Genomic DNA, 21,205 nt, shown 5'->3' with positions numbered 1-21,205 from the left:
TACTGTTAACGATAATTTATGTAAAGGTTTCTGCGCAAAAACTAGACCAAAAAGCCAAGCAGTTCACAATTTAAGGGCTCATGGAAGAGTAAGGCGTCAATCGGCGGGCACAAAAAAAGGGGCCGAAGCCCCTTGCACAAACACTAAACGGTTAATACTTGTATCGATACGGCCAACCGGAAAATTGCGCATCACGTGACGGGTCCGCATCCCAGGGCCAACACTCGAAAGCGACTTCGCCTTTGGCGGGCTTGAATCGCACCAAGCCATACCCTTCACTTTTTAATTGCCGATCCGCCAAAAATTTACCCCAGGTGGTGTTATCGTCCTGAAAGTCAGCGTGGCTAATTTTGGGGTTGGCGACGGCCAGCACTCGCATTTTATTGCCAAATGTATCGACAAAATTACCGGTGTTTGGATCGTCGTTGCGCTGATTGTCGAGTGCTTTAGCCGGCTCAAACCAACGCTGCCAAAAAGCCGCCGAGGCAGGCCCGGAAAAGAACAACACGCCGTCATCAAACGAGTCGAGACACTGCTCGGCCAACATGCCCAAGTGCTGATCGCCCGATAGCACTACCGCCTGTGCTTTTTTTGCCAACGCAATAGCGCGCTGACGACCGTCGGGTGGATAACCATTGGCATCATAATCCAGCAATGGCTCGCCTTTTTCGTCCGTTTGCGGTGATCCCCACATGGACGCCGTAATAATCGCCCTGGGCATACCCGGGCGCGAGTTAGCCCAGTTCTCTAAAAACTGCTCCTGACGCGAACCTAGCAGAACGCCACTGGTGGCTTCAGGGTTGGACTCGTAATCGGGCGCCGTTTTAAATTTTCGATCTTCGACAAACGCAAAATTTACCCCGCCGTAGACGAACGAGCCGTAATATACGGGGATACAACCGTTAATAGGGGTAGGATCATAGGCATCAGGGTTATGGCTGCACTGCACCCGGTACACCATTCGCACTAAATCTAAATCCCATTTAAAGCCGCCGTCTTCCTCTTTGAGGCCACCGGATACACCGGCATTACCCCACAGATTACCCTGCAGCACATCGTGATCATCCACCAACACAATCGAGGGCCGATTACGGGCCATATCGCGAAACGCCCAAAGCCACAAGTACCAACGGTATAAAGTATCCAACTTAGCTTGGGGCGTATCGCGGCCGTAGCGCGTCGGGTAGGTCTCGTAGTACTGGTCGCCGACAAACAAGCATAGGTCGGGGTCGTGCGTAGCGCTATTGCGAACCAGCTCGTTATGAGGAAAGAAAATATTATCGGGGGTATAGCGGCCCAACTCGCGCTCTTCAGGGATCAGCTTTTTATAATGGCCTTCATCGAGTGATTTGGCGGTCGGAATAATACAAGAGTACAGCCCCACTTTTAACTCGTCGGCGCTCGCGCTATCGTCTCTAAATTGCCCGGTAAACGCAGGGTACTGAGCAGCACCCGGGATGACAATACGGTATTCCACCGTTTGCGCGCTGTCCCAATCATCGGCCCGAAAGCGCGCCACAAAGCCATCTTCAATCGGCGCTGTAGCCCGTGTCTGCCATTCACCCGAGGCCGTTTTAAGCTGCAGCTGGGCGTTTGGGTGCGCGTCAGTACTAAGCGGAAAAAACTGCGCGGTTAACTTCATCACACGCTGGTTGAGGCTATACAAACAACCCAACACAGGGCCTTCGGCTCGGCTCGGCTCGGCTAATATCTTATCACCGGCGGCGGCAATGTCTTTAAACCACCAGCCCGTACCCGGTTGCTTAGCCGGTGTCGATGACACCAGCATAATCCCGCCCGTTAGCTCGTCGGATGCCACATCCGTACGCACGACAAAACCTATTTCGCGTTCGCTTTTTGCATCTAAGGCAATCAGGCGAACATCAAATCGACCGTCAGCGACTGGGTCAATATGACAGTCGAGCACCACGGCTCGATCCCCTAACTCACCAATCGGGGATGCCCCTGAACGATTGAGCGATTCAAACGCCAGGGTGTTTTTGGCCTCAGAGAAATCTTGAAAACCCAGCTCGCCCTGGCTGTTAAGCGTGGCCATAAAACCGCCGCCGGTACCAGAAAAGCGCTGCGCCAAGGCACTGGCACGGTAATCCAGCTGACCGGCACCCACGCCCAGTAATAAACCACAAAAGCCCGCTTTACCCGGCTGTAAGGCACCTACCGTTACGCGAATACGGGCCGGTTTAGGGGCGTCGGTTAGCTCGCGGGTTAACAGCGATACCGTGCGAACCTCGTAACTCTCATCGCTTTGCACACACTCGATGCGGCCGTTATTCGCCTGCCAGTCCTGCAAGCGGTTAGCCCAAAAGTCGCGACCCAGCCACGTTTGATGATTATTTTCGATGGTTAAGAAATCGGTTGGCATCGCCACCGCTGGCGGGCGTTCAGCGGCGGCGAGTGCAGCCAAACTGGGCGCAATGCTCGCGCCCAGCCCGGCCGATGCGGTCAACTTTATAAATTGTCGGCGTTGCATTTATTCGTCTCCGTAGCGTTCGTCGTAAAGATCGCGGCCAAGCTCTTTCGCTGCCTCTACCATTTCCGGATACGGGGTATCAGTCACGTCGACAAAACCAACGTTGTAGTTTTCGCCGTCGTGGGCACGGCCCGTAAGCGGAGAGTCCATGTACTGAAACCAGTGCGCACCAACAAAGTATGGGTTCTCAACGACGGTATCCATATAACGCAGGTACATTTGCGCCCGGTCATCCTGGTCTTCGGCATGAATCAAGCCCGGGTGATACAAGCCGCGATCCATAGCGCCCATGTGAAATTCACCAATAATGCTGGGCTTGTCGATCTCGGCCAAAAATGCCCATTTCTTTTTATTCAGGCCTTCTTTGTAAACGTTGTAGCTAACCACATCGGCGTACTTAGCCGCAGCGCGTACCACCTCGATAGGCATTCCCCAATCGGGCAGACGTGACCCTAAGTAAAGGTGATTAGGCAGGTGCTCTTGCACGGCATCGTGCACCACGCGATAGTACTGCGTGGCGTAGTGCTCCAGCATAGCGGCGTAATCCACACGCTGGGCCTCGGTAATCTCGCCCGGGGCAAAGCCTTTATCAAACTCGGCCCAGTCGGTCAGCTGTAGATCCCACGCTTGGTTAAAAGCCCCGATACTTTCATATTTAGCTTTCATCAGCTGACTAAATTGCGCTTTGGTCGGCACGTTCGATGCGTCGCGCCCCAGGGTGTTAATCACAATGCCGTAGCGCAGCTGATCCGACTCCGGGCGGCCAAAGCTCATTTCATTGTCAATAAAGACACCCACACACCAGGGAGTATTTTTCACCTCGTCGGCCACTTGCTTAGCGGTTACGTTAGCACGCTCGGCAAACTTTGGGTCGAACACATCGGGCAGCGGCCCCCAAAAATCATTGCCACTGGAGACCTTTTTAAAATCACCAATGATCCAACCGTTGGCGAAGAATGGAATCTGTTCGTTGCTGTAAAAGCGCGGATCGGTCCAGTTTCCTAAAGAGGTAAAACCCCAGTTGAGCATGCGCTTTTTCGTCACATCTTCCCATTTATCTAAAAAGCTATTGGGATACTCTTCACCGTATTTTCGCTCAAGGTTAGCCTGATAAAAGCTAAACGTTTCACCGTGTTCAAGTGGCCCGGAGTGAGCCGCACGGCGGTAGCTGTAATGGTTTGCCAGCTCACCGTCCATTTCGGGCAGCCAGCTGAACATATCGGCGCGGGTTTTGGAGGCCACAAAACGGGTTTTCTTGGCGGCATCGCTGACTTTCAGCATGCCGATGGAATCTTCCGGGGTCAGATCGTTTTCATCGCGTTGATTGATTTTTTTCTGATCGTAATCATAACCGGTCATAGTGGTGGAGTTGGACAGCCGAATAATATCCAAGCCGGTCGCAAAGTAGAGATAACCCTCCGGGTCTACCAAAGCCCATTTACCATCGACCTTTTCGGTGCGAAAGTAGCCCGTGGCCTCAAGCTTTGGGCCGTCCTTCCAACCACTAAACCTAGACCGATCGGCCATGGATTTACCGTCTAACTCGGCCAACTCGCTATCGCGTACTTGGTGCAGTTCTTCCAGGCTATCGATTTTGTCGGCGTAATCGTATTTGGCGTTTTGACCAAACTCGTCGACGATCCCCACCAAGAACTCTTCGTCCATTTTAGGGTTAGACGTTAATCGAACGTTATCGATACTGATGGTTTTATTGCTCACCGCGCCCTGTACACTTAACGAGATCTCGGTAATCTGGGATACATCCAAACTCTTAACCCCCCACATCCAGATAAAGTGGGTGTCTGCACTGTTCCAGGTGGGCGGGTTTGAGCGCAAGCCAGATGAGAAGTTCAGCTCAGTGGCGTCGTCGTCTCCGGCAGCTTCTATATCGTGGCCGGCTAACTTAGCGTAATAGGTTTTAAAGTCACCTCGTGGCACTACCACACTGCGGGTTGCCACATTGCCTTTACCATCTTTTAGGTTCAGGTAGATTTGCGTCGACTGCTCGCCATCATTCGCTAAGTCCATACTCAGGCTAAAACTATCAAACTTACTCCAGTCCCAGGGGCTTTCAGGTTTGAAGGTAATCCCCGAATAACCATTCTCTTTTGACAGAAAGTCAATTTTAACGGATTTATCTGAGCCATCACCCACCAAGGTTAGGTTGGCAGAAGCAGATTTAACGGTTGAATCCAGCGCATCATCAAAGTTGTACAGCATCGCCAACGGCTGATCAGCACCGGGACTCTTTTCAACCGCCGCCTCTGTACTGGCTGCAGCCGCCGGAGTCTCTTCTGTGTTACACGCTGAAAGAAACAGTGAAAATAATAAAACGGATGGAGTTATAGTTTTATAAACGTTCATAGCTACCACTTTATTTTAATAAGTCTGAGTAAATACTACGTATATACGCTGAGCAATCTCGCTAGATACACCCTATGGTGATGCGATCGAGGTGCGTTAATTTCTCTTTCTCACTCGGCGCATACGACAAGGGAGCCGCTGTTAACGACTCCCCTATCGGACCCTTTCATTCCTGAAGGTAAACAGTCTTTTTCTCTAAGTACTGTTCGAGCCCGTACTTGCCATCTTCACCGCCGGCACCGCTGAGTTTCCAACCGTTATGGAAGCCCTGATGCTGCTCGCCAATACCCCGGTTCACATAGACCTCACCACTTTCCACCTCATCAATGTACTGATGGATATAGCGCATATTTTCAGTAAACAGGTAAGTCGATAGGCCGTACTCGCTGTCGTTAGAGTAGCTAATCGCTTCGTCGATCGACGTAATCTTAACGATGGGCAGAATCGGACCAAAAGTTTCCTCGTGCACCAGAATATTATCCTGAGCAACATCACCCAACACAGTGGGCTGATACCAATGACCATTGGGGTACTCTGGCACCTTGGCCACAGCGCCGCCTGCCAACACTTTCGCTCCCTGAGCAATGCCTTTTTTAACGATAGCATCGATATTTTCAATCTCGCGCGCATTGACCTTGGGGCCCATGGTGGTTTCAGGGTCCATTGGGTTACCCAACTTAATGCCCTCAACCAACGGCAGCAGTTTGGCAACAAACTCGTCGTACACAGACTCGTGCACATACAAGCGCTCGGCACAGGTACATACCTGACCACAATTGGCAAAACGAGTGGTAAAGGCCGCTTGCACAGCCGCGTCCAGATTGGCGTCTTCCATCACCACAAACGGCGCCTTGCCACCGAGCTCCAGCATCACCGGAGTCAGGTGCTCTGCACTGGTGCGATAAATAATCTTGCCTGCCGGCGTGCTGCCCGTCATGGTAATCAGACGGGTAATGGGGCTCTCGCATAAACGTTGCCCAACCACAGAACCCACACCGTTAACAATATTTAAAAGACCTGCGGGCAGGCCGACTTCGTTGGCAATTTCACCCAAGGCCAGAGTCGCCAACGGCGTCTCTTGAGTGGGTTTCACCACAATCGCATTACCAGTAACCAGTGCCGGGCCAATTTTACGGCCGGCCAGCGCCAACGGAAAATTCCAGGCGGTAATGGCGACCACAACACCGCGCGGTACTTTATGAATATAAATTTTCTCGCCTGGATTATCTGAAGGCAAAATATCGCCCTCAATGGTCAAGGCGTTATCACAAGCGTATTCGATAAAAGTAGCCGTGGCTTCAACTTCGGCCTCGGCGACCGCCAACAATTTACCCTGCTCGGTAACCAACAGTTCTGCCAGCTGCGGTTTTTTATTGCGAATCGCCTGTGCAAACTTACGCATTAAACCGGCACGCTCACGCGCGGTGCGCTTAGCCCACAGTTTTTGCGCAGCACTGGCGCTATCTAGCGCAGTTTGCGCGTCTTCGGCAGTGCCTGCTGGAATAGTTCCAACCAGCTCACCCGTCGTGGGGTTAAGCACCTCAAGGGTTTCTTCGGAACTGGACGGCACATACTGACCGTCAATAAAGTTAAGATTGTTTTTAATCATGACGCTTACCGTCCCATCCAACCGCCGTCTACCAACACGACGCTGCCATTCATATAGTCAGATGCTTTAGAGGCCAAGAACACAGTGGGGCCTTTAAAGTCATCCGGAGTACCCCAGCGGCCTTGCGGAATCCGCTCCAAAATAGCTTTTGAGCGATCTTTGTCATCGCGCAATGCCTGGGTGTTATCCGTGGCAATGTAGCCAGGTGCAATGGCATTTACATTGATGCCTTTAGGTGCCCATTCGTTTGACAAGGCTTTAGCCAACTGGCCAATGGCACCCTTGCTGGCCGCATAACCCGGCACGGTAATACCGCCTTGAAAGGTCAAGAGTGAGGCGGTAAAGATAATTTTACCGCTGCCACGCTCGACCATTGTTTTGCCAATTTCACGGCTCAAAATAAACTGTGAATTAAGGTTAACTTCAATTACCTCATCCCAGATATCGTCGCCGTGCTCGGCCGCTGGGGCACGTTTAATCGTGCCGGCATTATTGACTAGAATATCTATTTTCGGATGGTCAGCTTTAACCTGTGTAATAAAATTATTCAGGTTGTTACGATTTGAAAAATCGCACTGGTAGGCCGAGAACTTACGGCCAGCCTTTTCTACATCTTTAGACACTTCAGAGCCTTGCAACTCAAGTGAGGCCGACACGCCGATCACATCAGCGCCTGCTTCGGCTAGGGCCACGGCCATGGCGCGCCCAATGCCGCGCTTACAACCGGTTACCAGAGCGACTTTACCGCTTAAATCAAAATAGTCGTTCATTGTTCCGCTCCACAGTCGATCAGAGTTTTCATACCCGCCGGGTTTAAGTCGATACCGGCAAAGGCATCGCCAATTTTATCCAGCGGTGAGACAGAGCTAATAAAGTTATCGATGGTGATTTTACCGCTCGAGATCAAATCAATCGCCTGGTCAAAATCTTTGGCTTCGTACACACGTGCACCCACTAACTCTAGCTCCTTCCAGAAAAAGTGGAACAAGTTAACCTGTGGTTTCTCGGAGTGAATAGCAACCATACAAATACGGCCACGCACGGCGGCAATTTCGGTCATGGTATCCACCGCAGGCTGCACACCTGTTACCTCAAACACCACGTCGGCGCCTTTGCCATTGGTCCACTCTTTAACCACTTCTCCAATGTCTTGTTTGGTTGGGTCAACGGTCTCAAAGCCTAGTTTTTCAGAAAAAGCCAAACGATCGGCGTTAACTTCAGAGACCATCACCTCGGCGCCAATACCTTTGGCCACCGCAGCAATCAGCTGACCGATGGGGCCGCCGCCCAGCACCACAGCTTTTTCACCCGCTTTGAGGCCCGCGCGGGATACATCGTGACAGGCCACTGACAGAGGCTCTACCAACGCGCCCTGCTTTAAGCTCACGTTTTCGGGTAGCTTGTGCAGCGTGCGAGATTTAACCGTCCAATAGCTTTGGAAAGCACCGGTGGTATCCACCCCCATAAAATTTAAGTTATGACAAACATGAGAGTGGCCCGCCTCGCAGGCCGGGCACTCGCCGCAGTAATCCAGTGGGCGCACCACAACGCGGTCGCCGGGCTGGTAGTCAGTTACACCCTCGCCAACCTCGGCAACGGTGCCAGACATCTCATGGCCAATGGTTTGCGGGATAGAGACACGCTTGTCCATAACGCCGTGATAAATGTGCATGTCGGTGCCGCAGATGCCAGCAAAACCTACCTTAATGCAGACCTCACCCGCTTTGGGCGCCACTTTCGTGCCTTCAACTACGTCGAAGGTTTTATTACCTGTGTATCGTGCCGCGTGCATACGAAACCTCAATTAGAAGAATGAATTAAATAGTCTTTTAGCAGTTCATCATCAAATACCACGCCCGTACCCGGCACATCGGGAGCTACCGCCAAACCATTGGCATCGATCTTAAGGGGGTATTTGGTGTACTCGTCAATCGGAAAAGAGTGAACCTCTAACTGCCCGGCGTTGGGCTGCGAGGCCATCAAAGATACGTGCAATTCGTGCATACCGTGACTGCATACCGGCAAGTTATGTGCCTGTGCCAAGTTAGCTACAGCAAGCCAACCGGTAATACCGCCAATGTTGGAGGCGTCAGGCTGCACAAAACCAAGCTTGGCCTGGTCAATAGCATAGGTAAACTCATGGATAGTGTGCAGGTTTTCACCCATCGCCAGCGCAATCGAGGTGGCGTCGGCAATGCGCCCATAACCTTTATAATCATCGGGAATGGTAGGCTCTTCAAACCAGGTAATGTCCTGATCGGCAATCGCGTTTGAGAAGCGAATGGCCCCCTCGACGGTCATCGAGTAATTAGCGTCTACCATAAAGGTCATCTTCGGGCCGATTAGCTCGCGTACAGCACGAACCCGTTCGACGTCTTCACGGTAGTCCTCTTTACCCACTTTAATTTTGACGGACGTAAAACCGCGATCGAGATAAGACTGAATGTTGGCAAGCAGCTTCTCTTGGGTAAAGTTTAAATCGATACCACCTGCGTAGCAGCGGGTTTTATTACTTAAGCCACCAGCGACTTTCCACAGGGGCTGATTGAGGCGCTTGCAACGAATATCCCACAGCGCAATATCTACCGCAGATTGAGCAAAGCTTACCAAGCCACCACGCCCTACGTAATGCAGGTGCCATTGAATTTTTTCCCAGATAGCCTGAATTTTTGTGGCGTCCATACCTCTTAGCATGGGCGCCAGTTCGTCGGCCAGTAGCGAGAAAATAGCCCGGCCGCCGCTACCACCGGTGTAGGTGTAACCCACCCCTTCGACACCGTCGTCACAGACAACGCGACACAACACCAACTCAAAGTGAGTGTGTGTGCCGTGCTTCGCATCGGCTAACACCTCTTTCAGAGGCACCCGATAATATTCAATTTTCACATCAGCAATGGTCTGGGTTGCACTCGCAATTTGCTGTGTTTGTTCCGCTACCTGATCTTTCATCGAATTACCTGCACTTTTCACAATACCCACAGACTACCCTCAACTATTGTCGATTGTCAACAATGTGCACAGTTATTTAGTTGCAAGCATTTGCTCAATCTCTTCAATACTCTTGCCCTTCGTCTCTGGCATTAACCAAGCGAGTAGGATTAACGCGAGTACAGCACTCACACCATAAGTAAAGAACACGCCGGATGAACCCATCATTTCAAGCTGTATCGGGAACAGCTGCTGCACCATGGCACTCACAATACTGGCCACCAGCGCCATCGCCGGGATCGCCACGCTGCGTACATGAATGGGAAACAACTCAGAAAACAACACCCACATCACCGGGCCAATAGAAAACTGGAACGCTGCAATAAACGCCAGCACACCAAACAAAATCACAGAGGCATTCATACTGGCTGCGTACTGGAATAGCACCGCCTCGTTATCACGCGCCACCTTAGGGCCCAACTGCTCTATCAGCGCCGCTTTAAAACTCAGATCACTGTCGTAGGTCACCCCGACCAACGCCTGCAAACCCGAAACATCCAAGTGCTCGGTTAAACTCACCAAAGACTCAGCACTCAAGGTGTAGGTGGCATCGCTAAACGCCCAGGCACAGGCGAGCAAGCTCACACCCGCCACCACTAAGCCCACAATAATAAGTACCCGGCGCCCCAATCTATCGATTAGCGCCAGTGCCAAACCGGTTGCCAACACGCTAATCAAGCCAATATAAACACCGTTAAACAAAGCCGCGCTGGTACCAAGGCCTACCTGCTCGAAAATAATCGGTGCATAAAACATCACCGCATTAATGCCCACGGTTTGCTGAAAGAACGCAATCACAACCGCCACAATCAACGCTTTTCGAACCCGAGGTGAAAACAAATCCTGCAATTGATGCCACACACTGTGGTCCTTGTGACCGTGAGTCGAGCTTTCGCGAATACCCTGCATCTCAATCGCAAGCTCTGCCGGCGGCACCAGCTTGGCCATAACCGCTTCAGCCTCATCAATACGGCCGCGCAACACCAGCCAGCGCGGGCTTTCAGGGATTGAGAACAACAACAACACCCAAGCCAATGCCGGCAGAATCTCAACCCCCAGCATCCAACGCCAGGTGTGAACATCGATCAGCAATGTACTCACCCAGGGTGCACTCAACTCTGACACCCAGTGCACGGCAAACACCGACAGGTAAGCCGCCGAGAGCCCCACCACAATGGCCATCTGATTCATTGCCACCAATTTGCCACGGGCCTTAGGCGGAGCGATCTCACCGATATACATAGAGGCTAACGATAATGAGGTAAACGCCAGGCCGCCTAAAAATCGTGCCGCCACTAGCGCTTCGTAGGTAGGGGCAATAGCCGAAGCCACCGCCGAGACAACATATAAAGAGGCGATAATCTGTAGCGTTTTTTTACGGCCCAGCTTGTCGGCCAAGTAACCCGCCATAAACAGTGCGATTAACACTCCGTAACCGGGCGAGCCCACCACCAACCCCACCTGAAACGGCGATAAATCAAACACTTCGGTGATATCCCGCACCACACCGGAAATAAGCGCAGCATCCAAGCCAAAAATAAATCCACCAAAAGCCACGATAGCGGCAAATCGAACAGCGGCAAGCTGATAGGAGGTCATAAAATCACCAAAGCCTAATTATTATGGGTAACGCGTGAACGCTAGGCACCGCCCACACACTTGTCATTGACATTCGCGCATTGGCGATTGTATACAATATACTATACACTGACTATCTTAGCAAAGTAATCGTTTTCATTGCTTGATATCAAAAATAAAACTGATGAATAGCCACTCACCGACCAGCTGCCGGGTGAGCCCGCAGCCTACACTGGCGCCAAACGCCGATCATCTAAAAAGAGGTATTTATGCTTATCCGTCCTTACAATAAGAGGCTACACTTGTCCGCGTTAATCGCCTGCAGCCTGACCTTGGCCGCCTGCGGCTCATCGGACTCTGACGACACAGATAATGGCGGAGCCTCTAGCTCTAGCTCTAGCTCTAGCTCTAGCTCTAGCTCTAGCTCTAGCTCTAGCTCTTCAAGTGTTAGCCATACCCAGGTGTTTGTCGACCCGAACAGCCGTCTGCATATTGGCGATTCGACCACCTTTGAGCGGGAAAAATTTATTACCCTGCACGCCTCACACACTGAAAACGACTGGTGGTTGGGCACCAACGCCGAAAGCGTAGGCGGCAGCGCATTAATGCCCGAGTTTGTTGAAACCTACGATGTGTACTTTGGCCGCGATACCGGCGGTATGGCCTGGCAGCTGTCGCAAATTGCCGAAGATCCGGCGCGGCCGGGTTACGCGAGCGCGGCCGATGCGGCGCAAATCGGCAGCGAGGCAAACGGTTGGTACGACTTCCGCACCGACGAGCAAGGCCTTCAGATGCGCGCCCAGGAGCACCGTAACAGTCAAATGGTCGTGGCGGCACAGCAGCACCCCTACTGGCCCGACGGCACCTTAACCGGCCAGGGCTGGGCATTCTCTCAAACCGATACCGCTGAGGCACCCTTTGGCACCGCCACCGGGGACTATATGGGTCTGTTTTTGGCTAATTATTTCCGCCAAAGTGAAAGCGCGCCGGGCCAACCTAAGCCTAAATACGTCGAGGTGATGAACGAGCCACTGTACGATCTGGTGACCGCCGCCGAGACCCCCGAAGATCCCGCCAAGATATTTGCGTTCCACAACGCTGTAGCCGACGCCGTGCGCAAGCTCAATCCCGATGTGCTACTGGGCGGTTATACCGCCGCCTTCCCGGACTTTGAGAAAGACGACTTTCAACGCTGGGAAGAACGCGACAAGTTATTTATGGATATCGCCGGCGAGAACATGGACTTTATATCGCTTCACTTTTACGACTTCCCGATCTTCCCCGGTGGCGACAATGGCGCGTTGGTCAAGCGCTACCGCAAGGGCTCGAACCTCGAGGCGACCTTCGACATGCTTAACCAGTACAGCGTGATGACCGAGGGCGAGGTAAAGCCACTGATGATCTCGGAATACAGCGCTCAGACCCACGCTCTGGACAACGGCCCTTGGGTTCCCTACCGCGACTGGTTAATCGTAAAGTCGGCCAACGCTATGATGATGCAATTTATGCAGCGCGCCGATCAAATCGAAATGGCGATACCTTTTTTCACCGTTAAAGCCGAATGGGGCCGCAAGTCGGCCGATATCCCCTACCCCTCACGCCTGATGCGTCAGCAAAAAGAGGGGGAAGGCGAAACCGGTGAACAATGGGTGTACGCAGAGCTAATCGACTTTTTTGAGCTTTGGAAAGATGTTAAAGGCGAGCGCCTTTACACGGCCAGCTCTGACCGGGACCTATTGGTAGATGCTTACGCAGATGGCAACACTCACTACCTGGCGCTTACCAATCTCGACTTCACTGAACAGGCCTTTAGCGTCAACTTACCCGACAACACTCAGGCCGAGAGCATCACGGTTAAGCACCTGTATTTAGGCGACGAGGCGACGACTCAAGAGCAGCGTGCGCCGCAGGTTGAACTCAGCAACCTGGAAAGTTTTACCGACACCATGGTCATTGCACCAGAGGCCAGCATGGTTATTAGCTTTACGGTCAACGATAGCGCCGCCGACTACACCGTCGACAAGCGCTTTGCCTACGCTGATCGCTATAAGCAGGCCATTAGCGGCGGCGAGGACATCAACTTTCAGTTCAACGGCTTGACGCCACCGGCCAACGGTAAAGTGACACTGCGGGTAAGCGTAGGGCGCGACCACGGTTTATCGCTAGCACCCAGCATTCTCTTTAATGGTCAGAGTCTGCAGGCACCCGAAGATATCCGCGGCGACGACCAGTACCTCGATGGCAAAGGTCGCGAGAGCTTCTTTGGCACCCTCGAGATCGCGCTCCCACTGGGTCTTTTACAGGCCGACAACACCTTAACCCTTAATTTTAGCGACGACGGAGGCCACGTAAGTTCGGCCGTGCTTGAGCTATACGAATCAGAGCAAGCACTCGGCACGCTATAAAAATCTGCGGCAGCCTTCGGGCTGCCTTTTTTATAACAATAAAACGGTGACCGGCATGGATCCCGACTTAATTCTCAGCGTCGCCCGCGAGCTGCAACACCGCCTGGCGGGACAACCACACACGACGCCCGAACACCTCAGCGCCCAATTGGGACTATCCCTCCAAGAGCTTTTGCGCATGGCAGACAACGACCCGAGCGTGGCGCCAGAGCGATACCTACACGTCGCCGTTTACCTAGGCATTACACCCGAGCTGGTACAAATGCTGGAGCACTATCGTCTACACGGCTAAAAGAGCACATATTTGATATTTTTTGCCGTTGAACGCCTATTTGTCACAGAATTACTGCAATACCATGTCACCAATATGATATTAACCGCTAGAGCAATAATCGTGTGGGAGCCTAAACCGTGAAGCCATCAGATCACCCAGATCCCTTTAAGCAAGCCCGCACCGAGCAGGGCGTTAGTGAAATCGACGACCAAGACGATCCGGTACAAATGGTATTACGTTTAAAAGACGTGCGTAAATGCGCCCATAACTGGAAGACCTACTCATCCGAAGCCACGCCAGGGCGTATTGTCGTGCCTTCCGAGGTGAACATACGTGATACCCGGCAAATACCGTTTGAGGTAGATCCACCCAAGCACGGCGCCTTTCGCGAGCTATTGGACCCCTGGTTTAAGCGCCCGTTGCAAGACGAGTACCGCGACAAACTGCGCGAGCAAATCAGCGCACTAATTAACGAGGTAAACCAGCGCGACAGTATCGAAGCCATTTACGGCTTCTCGCTGTTGTTGCAGTCCCACGCCTTGACCGTCTTAATGAATACTCCCGAGTCGGAAGCCGAAACCTTTATCAGCTGGGGCACCCACGTTTTTCGCAGCGAAGACGACCCACTGGATGCCGGTAAAGCGCAGCAACTGTACGATTATATCGACCAGAAAATTGACGAAGCTGAAGCCAGCCCCAGCGACGATTTGTTCTCGACCTTGCTGGCGGCCGAGGTAGACGGCGCCAGGCTCACCCGCGAACAAATCAAAGGCATTATTATCCTCACCTTTGCCGGCGGCCGCGATACCGTTATAAACATGGTCACCAATACGCTGGCGTACCTGGCCGATCACCCCGAGTCCTTACAGCGCCTGCGTGACGAGCCGGAAATTCGCACCCGCGCCATCGAAGAGTTAATTCGCTATTTCTCGCCCCTGACCCACATGGGCCGGGTGGCGACAGAAGACGCCCAGGTGTGCGAGCATGCCGTTAAGGCCGACAGCCGTATTTCACTTTGCTGGGCATCAGCCAACCGCGATGAAACCGTGTTTGAAAACCCCAACGAGGTGGTGCTGGATCGCAAGCTCAACCCACACGTGGCGTTCGGTTTTGCCACGCACAATTGTCTGGGGGCCACCCATGCGCGCACCATTATGCAGGTGTTAATCGATGAACTGTGTCAGCAGGTAGATCACATCGACTTTTTAAGCGCTGATGAAAACATCGAACAGTGGGGTGAGTTTGCACGTAAAGTGGGTTATCACAAACTGAACCTGGCGTTTCATTCCGTATAAATATCAAAAAAGCATAACCAACCGTGACACTTGAGGTACACCCAAATGGCTAAAATTACATTTATCACCAAAGACGAGCACACCATTGTCTGCGAGGCCGACTCGGGCTCGGTTATGGAGCTGGCCGTACAAAACGGCGTGAAAGGCATCGACGGAGATTGCGGCGGTGTTTGCTCTTGCGCCACCTGCCACGTGCACGTTGCACCCGACTCTGTAGCGCGCGTCGGCGAAGCCGGCGAGATCGAAAAAGACATGCTTGAGCTGGACGATGAGGCCAACGAGCGCAGCCGCCTGTGCTGCCAACTCGAGGTATCCGATGAGCTGGACGGCATCGTTCTACACGTCGCCCACTAAATAACAGGACGCCACCATGACAGAGCAATCAACCGGCAACGATGTTTGCATTATTATCGGCGCCAGTCACGGCGGCGTTAACTTAGCCTTTGCCCTGCGCAAAGAGGGGTGGGATGGTGAGATTCACCTGATTGACCAAGACCCCAACCCACCCTACCACCGCCCGCCTCTGTCTAAGGCACACTTAATCAGTGACGACGGGCTGGAAAAAATCCTGCTAAAAGCCCCCAAGGCCTATGAAGACCACAATATCCAACTTCATCTAGGTCATACGGTCACGGCTATCGACCATGTTCACCAGCTGGTCAACCTCGAAGATGGCAGCAGCAAACACTACGACAAACTGGTGTTGGCGGTGGGCGCCCGGCCCATTATTCCTCCCATTAAAGGCGTAGACAGCGCGCAACACCTGTACCCCATGCGCACGGCTGAAGATGCCAACCACATTCGCAGCGCCTTTGCCCAAAGCGAGAGCAAACGCGTGGTGATTATCGGCGGCGGCTACATTGGCCTCGAAACCGCCGCCTCCCTTAAAAAGCTCGGTGGGGACGTGACCGTGCTCGAGCGTGAAGAGCGTATTCTTGCACGGGTTACGGCGCCGCTTATGTCGGAGTTTTTTCAAACGCTACACACACAAAACGGCGTGGCGATTCACACCGGCAAAAACGTGGTGGAGCTGAGGCAAAACGCCAACGGGCAAGAAGTGGTGTGCTCGGATGGCACCCTTTACCCTGCCGATGTCATCGTAATAGGCGTCGGCATTCGCGTTAACCAAGAGCTGGCCCAAGAGGCGGGGCTTGAGATCGACAACGGCATTAGTATTGATGAGCAGTGCAAAACCAGTGATGCCAACATTTATGCCATTGGCGATTGCACCTATCACCACAACAAACACTACAACCGCATGCTGCGCTTAGAGTCGGTGCAAAACGCCGTCGATCAAGCCAAAACCACCGCCAGGGCACTCACCGGTAAGCACACCGAGTACGATGCCCTGCCCTGGTTTTGGTCCGATCAGTATGACGTCAAGCTGCAAATGGTGGGTTTATCGGATGGCTACGATGACATTATCAAGCGCGATGAGAGCGAAGCCGGGCAGCACAAGTTCTCTACCTGGTACTTTAAAGGCGAGCAGCTGCTGGCGGTCGATGCCGTTAACAACGCCAAAGCCTACGTCGTGGGCACCAAATTAATCGCGAATAAGAAACAAGCAAGCAAGACCGATATTGCAAACTCAGCGACCGACTTAAAGAGTTTGTTAGGGTAACCGCACCGCGCCTGACTCGTATTTTTAACAGGCACGGGTTAGGCGTCATTCCGCCGCGTTCGGGCGATTGTATTCAATGCTTTCCAGCTCCCACTCTTTATACGCCTCGCTGGTACGCACAACAATTTCATCGCCCACGCTTTTACCCAAGCACGCCCTCACCACCGGCGCATTGACCGAAACATAGTGCTTTTTGTTGTAAATCTCGTCCGGCCCGACGATTCTAAAGCTCAAGGTAGTGTCGTCTTGATCGACCAGAGTTACCCACGCGCCAAAATAGGCTTTACCCTCTTGCACAGGGTTGTACTCGACGACGCGCAAGGCCTCCAACCGTTTTCGCAAAAAACGCACCCGGCGGTCGATTTCGCGCAGCCTTTTTTTGTTGTACTGATAATCGGCATTGTCGGAGCGATCACCGAGACTCGCCGCCCACTGCACCAGCTTAGTAATCTCGGGCCGCTCTTTGCGCCACAAATGATCAAGCTCTTGCTTAAGCTCGGCAAAGCCTTCGGGGGTAATAACGTTACTATCCATAAATCCTTACTGTCAGAGGGGTATTGCATCTAAGCGTCTGGGTGAACTTACAATTGCTCAACCCGCTTGGTTAAGCGCGCCAACTCTTGTGCTAACGTGTTATCGGGGAAGGCCTCACCGGCGCGGCGATACCAATAACCGGCATTACCCAAGTCGCCCTCCTCGCGGTGCAAGTACGCGTGAATCAGGCAAGAGAGCGTATCATTGTCATCCTGCACGAGGCTATGGGCCCCACTCCAGTCGCCAGCCTTAATCAAGGCTATGGCGCGTTTTACGCTGTCCATCATTACCTCTGGTATAATCACTTAAAGTCATTGAAGCATTATAAGTGAATGTTGCTGCCACTGGTTACCCACCCTGCCTACTCATTCCCGTTCCCGGGCCGGCACCGCTTCCCCATGGAGAAGTTTGCCTTACTAAACCGTTGTTTGTCTGAGCAGGGGCTACTGACGCCCGCCAATACCTTTCGGCCAGGACAGGCGAGCCTCGCGGTACTCCACACCGCTCACTGCCCACAATACCTGACGCGTTTTTGCAACAACAAGCAAACGCCACAGGAGGTTCGCCGCATGGGCCTGCCCTGGAGCGAACCGCTGCGCAAGCGCACATTAATTTCACCCAATGGCACCCTGCTGGCCGCGCACCTAGCTCTTAGCCACGGCATTGCCTGCCATTTGGCCGGCGGCACCCATCACGCTCACTATGACTTTGCCTCGGGCTTTTGCATATTGAATGATCTGGCGGTAACCGCAAAAACACTGCTGGCGCAGGGCAAGGTGAAAAAAGTGTTAATTTTTGATTGCGACGTGCATCAAGGTGATGGCACGGCGGCGATACTGGCGCAAGAGCCGCGGGCGATTACCTGCTCGATTCACTGCGAAAAAAACTTTCCGGCGCGCAAAGCGCAAAGTGACCTTGATGTGGCGCTGGCCCCTAACACCAGTGACGCGGAATACTTACAGGTTGTCGCGAGCACCCTAAGCAACTTAATTCATCAGCAACAGCCGGATTTAATTCTGTACGATGCCGGGGTCGATATCTTTAGTGCAGATCCGTTGGGCTTACTAAACGTCAGTGAAACCGGGATTCGTGAGCGCGACCGATTGGTGCTGGAACTTGCTAAAGCTCATAACACACCCGTCGCAACAGTAATTGGTGGTGGGTATGACGACGATCGCAAAGCGTTAGCCAAACGACACGCACTGGTGGTAGAGCAAGCGCACCAGCTTTGGTGCGCTTAAGCCATTTAGGCTTTACCGCTTACCAGGTTTTATAGGGCAAAAACTTACCATTTAAGGTGAGCAGCACCCGATCCCCTTTGGGGTCTTCGATTTTATCAACCTCCATCGAGAAATCGATAGCGCTCATAATACCGTCGCCAAACTTTTCCTGAATCACTTCTTTAAGCGTATCGCCATAAACGCCTACCACCTCGTACAAACGGTAAATCAGCGGATCCGTGGGCACCGCTTGATCCCACACTTTGGTGGGAAACGCCTCAAGCGCCGTGGCGACCTCAGCATCGAGTGACAAATAGTCGGCAATTTTTTTTGCGATGGGTGCCGGGGCACTGTTCATACCCAAACACGCCGAGGTCAGCCACACCGGCGACACCTCGATATCTTTTGCCATTACCTCCCAGGTTAAGCCACGGGCGACTTTGGCACTTACGATGGCGTCGGTCATACTTTGCTTGTTCATTGTTTACTCCCATTAGTAAAGATTTATATGAGAGGAGAGCAATTTACAGGCCAGTACCCACACGCACAGAAAATAAGCGCCCAATCAAAAGACGCCGGCGCGATGGTGGTGCACGCCACCAGATGTCGCACCAGAAATTAACATCCATAAGGGAGCGCGGCTGCCAATACGGCAATTTTGTTCAGGTATAAAAAAACCGGGCACAATGGCCCGGTTCTTAGGAGTAAACCGCCTTAGGTTAGTTTTCTCCCCACAGCTCAAACAACAAGTTCCATTTACGCTGCTCGAAGCCGTTCCAAGTACCCCAACCTGCGGGATTGGATACAGGGTCATACGCGTGGTTATACAACCCACCGGTATCGCCTGATTCTGGGTTGGTCGACCAGTAACAACCGTGGATGTTCTTCTCGACCATGTAGTCCACCAGTGCTCCTTGCCAGTTGGCGTCGACGCCCGGCTCAATATGCCCCCAGCGCTCTTGATCACGCAATGGCGCGCCCTGCGGCCAATCTAAATGACCACCAAACTCACCGATGATCATAGCGTAGCCCTGATCGCGCAGATACCCAAAGTGCTCTTGCCAACCCGGCTCGAGACGCGCTGCATCGATCATAATATTACAACCGGCATCACCGGCGGCATCGCCATCCAAATCCGCACACTCAGCATCCGACGTGTCCAAAAAGTGGTTTTGTACGAACACTGACGGGCCATAGGTGTGTGGCGACAGAATCAAACGCTCTTTAGGTATGTTCAGCGGATCATTCTGGAATGGGTAAAGGTTTTCACCCCAGTTAGGGTTGGTTTCTTCCGAGCCATGCGGTACTTCGGTGCCATCTTTCGTTTGGTTTGAAATACCCTCAACCATCACCAGAACATCTTGGTTAACTTCGTTGATAGCTTCATAGGCATTTTCGGCCAACGTACTCCACTCTTCCCACGTGTAGTCCCACGGCTCGTTAAAGATATCGATGGCCATAATATTATCAACGCCTAACTTAGCCGATAGACCCGCAATATCACGTAAATCTTCAAGCCAAAGCTGCTCGTTGTATTCATGCACAACAACGCCATCGTCATCCACTACACCACACGAGTAACCTTCGCGGGTATAATCATAATGCTCGCGATCACGATCGACATAAGGCGGCGTTGCGTCCAAACGGCCAGCACGCCAACCAACGTAGTTCGAGCAAGAGTGAATATCGATGATCACTTCGATACCGTTTTGATCCGCTTGAACAATGAAGTCTTCCATTGCCTGACGAGCATTTTCTTGCTGTAGCGGCCCTGCGTTTTTCAACACACCGCCCTCGCGGATATCGCCAATGCCCTGCGGGTCTGTGGGGTCTAGAGTTTGCGGAGCAATAGGAAGGCGAACAGTATTGATACCCTGCGCCGTAATCTCATCCATGGTTTGCTGAATGTCACGACCAGAGTCTACCCACCACATATTGCCGATGTACAACTCCATAGGCGCACCATCGGGGTTATCGGCAGCATCTGGTGGCTCATGCTGACCTTCAAGCCCAAACCAGGCAGAACATTTAACCGGGAACACATTGCCGTTTTTGGTAATGTTGCCCGTCTCGTCAACGCGGAAGGTACCATCGCCCGTTGGCTCACTTGAGCTGGAGCTGGACGACGAGCTGCTAGAACTTGAAGAGCTGCTAGACGAGCTACTCGACACACTTGAGCTGGATGAACTTGAGGACGACGACACGCCACCGCAGACATCACCTGTTACCACCGGTGTCTCGGCAGAGCTGCCGTTGGTGTTACCCTGAAACCCAAACGTAACGGTTTGGCCTGGCTGAATTGTGCTGTTCCAGCTAAGGTTTGAGGCGGTGTAAGGGTTACTACCGCTCATGTTGGCATTCCAGGTATTGGTCAGAGCGTTATTGTCGTACTGCCAATTAACTTCCCAGCCATTGATAGGCGTGTTGCCGTTGTTGGTGATATTGATGGCGCCGGTGAATCCCGACCCCCAGTCGTTGCTAACAGTGTAGCTGCAGCTAGCGCTTTGGGCAGTAGCGCCTTGAGAAATCGCTGCAATCGCTAAACCCAGCATCACCGCCGGGCCACAACGTTTTTTTGTGGTAATCATTACATTGCTCTCCTTTGTATTAGAAATTTGCCATTCAGTATGGTTCTTAGTCGTAATGGCACTTTCACATTTACGCCAGCTAACTATCCACTGGCGTATCCATTGCCGAAGCTCGATCCCTGATGCGCGCTTTCCAGTACTAAGCGCTATACAAGCCCCTGATGTCGGCAATAATCTTTCACTCTGTTTAGCCGCCTGTGCTTAGCAAAACCACATGGCAGCGCTGTCAAATTGATCA

Annotated in this window: 17 protein-coding genes; 6 read left to right on the top strand and 11 right to left on the bottom strand. The window is 52.5% G+C overall.

All coding sequences use genetic code 11. The features are described from left to right. Window positions 1–151: 151 nt before the first annotated feature. The 7 genes from SD69_RS07215 to SD69_RS07185 form a co-directional block, all read right to left on the bottom strand. Window positions 152–2,491: an alkaline phosphatase D family protein gene (locus tag SD69_RS07215; protein ID WP_041522671.1), complete on the bottom strand. Its 2,340-nt coding sequence runs from the start codon at window positions 2,489–2,491 to the stop codon at window positions 152–154. Beyond that, window positions 2,492–4,855: a beta-galactosidase gene (locus SD69_RS07210; RefSeq protein WP_041522670.1), complete on the bottom strand. Its 2,364-nt coding sequence runs from the start codon at window positions 4,853–4,855 to the stop codon at window positions 2,492–2,494. 166 nt (window positions 4,856–5,021) lie between these two features. Then, complete coding sequence (aldA, locus tag SD69_RS07205; protein ID WP_041522669.1) at window positions 5,022–6,464, bottom strand: aldehyde dehydrogenase; 1,443 nt, start codon at window positions 6,462–6,464, stop codon at window positions 5,022–5,024. A gap of 5 nt (window positions 6,465–6,469) precedes the next feature. Beyond that, the gene (locus SD69_RS07200) at window positions 6,470–7,234 is read right to left on the bottom strand and encodes an SDR family NAD(P)-dependent oxidoreductase (protein WP_041522668.1); all 765 of its coding nucleotides are present in this window, start codon (window positions 7,232–7,234) and stop codon (window positions 6,470–6,472) included. Beyond that, window positions 7,231–8,256, bottom strand: a complete 1,026-nt coding sequence (locus SD69_RS07195; RefSeq protein ID WP_041522667.1) for a (R,R)-butanediol dehydrogenase — start codon at window positions 8,254–8,256, stop codon at window positions 7,231–7,233. Before SD69_RS07195 ends, SD69_RS07200 begins: the two co-directional genes overlap by 4 nt. Before the next feature lie 8 nt (window positions 8,257–8,264). Beyond that, complete coding sequence (locus SD69_RS07190; RefSeq protein ID WP_052480965.1) at window positions 8,265–9,413, bottom strand: mandelate racemase/muconate lactonizing enzyme family protein; 1,149 nt, start codon at window positions 9,411–9,413, stop codon at window positions 8,265–8,267. Between the two features lie 72 nt (window positions 9,414–9,485). After that, the gene (locus SD69_RS07185; protein ID WP_041522666.1) at window positions 9,486–11,051 is read right to left on the bottom strand and encodes an MFS transporter; all 1,566 of its coding nucleotides are present in this window, start codon (window positions 11,049–11,051) and stop codon (window positions 9,486–9,488) included. Window positions 11,052–11,332: 281 nt separating this feature from the next. Here SD69_RS07185 and SD69_RS07180 point away from each other — a divergent pair, with 281 nt between their 5' ends. From SD69_RS07180 to SD69_RS07160, 5 genes are all read left to right on the top strand, one after another. Beyond that, window positions 11,333–13,435 (top strand): agarase, encoded by a 2,103-nt coding sequence (locus SD69_RS07180; protein WP_232301162.1) that lies wholly within the window; start codon window positions 11,333–11,335, stop codon window positions 13,433–13,435. A 55-nt stretch (window positions 13,436–13,490) separates the two neighbouring features. Beyond that, a complete protein-coding gene (locus SD69_RS07175) occupies window positions 13,491–13,727 on the top strand; it encodes a hypothetical protein (protein WP_041522665.1) in 237 nt (78 codons plus the stop codon). 119 nt (window positions 13,728–13,846) lie between these two features. Next, complete coding sequence (locus SD69_RS07170) at window positions 13,847–15,004, top strand: cytochrome P450 (protein ID WP_041522664.1); 1,158 nt, start codon at window positions 13,847–13,849, stop codon at window positions 15,002–15,004. 45 nt (window positions 15,005–15,049) lie between these two features. Beyond that, a complete protein-coding gene (locus SD69_RS07165; protein ID WP_041522663.1) occupies window positions 15,050–15,358 on the top strand; it encodes a 2Fe-2S iron-sulfur cluster-binding protein in 309 nt (102 codons plus the stop codon). A gap of 16 nt (window positions 15,359–15,374) precedes the next feature. Beyond that, window positions 15,375–16,625: an NAD(P)/FAD-dependent oxidoreductase gene (locus tag SD69_RS07160; RefSeq protein WP_041522662.1), complete on the top strand. Its 1,251-nt coding sequence runs from the start codon at window positions 15,375–15,377 to the stop codon at window positions 16,623–16,625. 45 nt (window positions 16,626–16,670) lie between these two features. On the opposite strand, the gene greB is transcribed toward SD69_RS07160, so the two are convergent. Then, window positions 16,671–17,159 carry a transcription elongation factor GreB gene (greB, locus tag SD69_RS07155; protein ID WP_041522661.1) on the bottom strand — a complete coding sequence of 163 codons (489 nt, stop codon included), beginning with the start codon at window positions 17,157–17,159 and terminating at the stop codon, window positions 16,671–16,673. A 47-nt stretch (window positions 17,160–17,206) separates the two neighbouring features. Further along, window positions 17,207–17,464: a hypothetical protein gene (locus SD69_RS07150; RefSeq protein WP_232301161.1), complete on the bottom strand. Its 258-nt coding sequence runs from the start codon at window positions 17,462–17,464 to the stop codon at window positions 17,207–17,209. Between the two features lie 27 nt (window positions 17,465–17,491). On the opposite strand from SD69_RS07150, the gene SD69_RS07145 reads away from it, so the two are divergent. Then, window positions 17,492–18,400, top strand: coding sequence for a histone deacetylase family protein (locus SD69_RS07145; protein ID WP_041522659.1), 909 nt, complete (start codon window positions 17,492–17,494; stop codon window positions 18,398–18,400). A gap of 19 nt (window positions 18,401–18,419) precedes the next feature. Here SD69_RS07145 and cynS read toward each other — a convergent pair whose 3' ends face one another. Both cynS and SD69_RS07135 read right to left on the bottom strand, forming a co-directional pair. After that, complete coding sequence (gene cynS / locus SD69_RS07140; protein ID WP_041522658.1) at window positions 18,420–18,860, bottom strand: cyanase; 441 nt, start codon at window positions 18,858–18,860, stop codon at window positions 18,420–18,422. Between the two features lie 238 nt (window positions 18,861–19,098). Continuing rightward, a complete protein-coding gene (locus tag SD69_RS07135; protein WP_084591507.1) occupies window positions 19,099–20,967 on the bottom strand; it encodes a cellulase family glycosylhydrolase in 1,869 nt (622 codons plus the stop codon). Window positions 20,968–21,205 lie beyond the last annotated feature (238 nt).

Source organism: Gilvimarinus agarilyticus (assembly GCF_000832015.1).
Lineage (GTDB): Bacteria > Pseudomonadota > Gammaproteobacteria > Pseudomonadales > Cellvibrionaceae > Gilvimarinus > Gilvimarinus agarilyticus.
The sequence above is the reverse complement of the archived record's forward strand: the minus strand, read 5'-3'. Positions and strand labels throughout refer to the sequence as shown.

What these genes read in the sequence shown, in the direction of transcription:
- SD69_RS07215 (WP_041522671.1), bottom strand. Translation starts at nt 2,491, where the DNA reads ATGCAACGCCGACAATTTATAAAGTTGACCGCATCGGCCGGGCTGGGC.
- SD69_RS07210 (WP_041522670.1), bottom strand. Translation starts at nt 4,855, where the DNA reads ATGAACGTTTATAAAACTATAACTCCATCCGTTTTATTATTTTCACTG.
- aldA (WP_041522669.1), bottom strand. Translation starts at nt 6,464, where the DNA reads ATGATTAAAAACAATCTTAACTTTATTGACGGTCAGTATGTGCCGTCC.
- SD69_RS07200 (WP_041522668.1), bottom strand. Translation starts at nt 7,234, where the DNA reads ATGAACGACTATTTTGATTTAAGCGGTAAAGTCGCTCTGGTAACCGGT.
- SD69_RS07195 (WP_041522667.1), bottom strand. Translation starts at nt 8,256, where the DNA reads ATGCACGCGGCACGATACACAGGTAATAAAACCTTCGACGTAGTTGAA.
- SD69_RS07190 (WP_052480965.1), bottom strand. Translation starts at nt 9,413, where the DNA reads ATGAAAGATCAGGTAGCGGAACAAACACAGCAAATTGCGAGTGCAACC.
- SD69_RS07185 (WP_041522666.1), bottom strand. Translation starts at nt 11,051, where the DNA reads ATGACCTCCTATCAGCTTGCCGCTGTTCGATTTGCCGCTATCGTGGCT.
- SD69_RS07175 (WP_041522665.1), top strand. Translation starts at nt 13,491, where the DNA reads ATGGATCCCGACTTAATTCTCAGCGTCGCCCGCGAGCTGCAACACCGC.
- SD69_RS07165 (WP_041522663.1), top strand. Translation starts at nt 15,050, where the DNA reads ATGGCTAAAATTACATTTATCACCAAAGACGAGCACACCATTGTCTGC.
- SD69_RS07160 (WP_041522662.1), top strand. Translation starts at nt 15,375, where the DNA reads ATGACAGAGCAATCAACCGGCAACGATGTTTGCATTATTATCGGCGCC.
- greB (WP_041522661.1), bottom strand. Translation starts at nt 17,159, where the DNA reads ATGGATAGTAACGTTATTACCCCCGAAGGCTTTGCCGAGCTTAAGCAA.
- SD69_RS07145 (WP_041522659.1), top strand. Translation starts at nt 17,492, where the DNA reads ATGTTGCTGCCACTGGTTACCCACCCTGCCTACTCATTCCCGTTCCCG.
- cynS (WP_041522658.1), bottom strand. Translation starts at nt 18,860, where the DNA reads ATGAACAAGCAAAGTATGACCGACGCCATCGTAAGTGCCAAAGTCGCC.
- SD69_RS07135 (WP_084591507.1), bottom strand. Translation starts at nt 20,967, where the DNA reads ATGATTACCACAAAAAAACGTTGTGGCCCGGCGGTGATGCTGGGTTTA.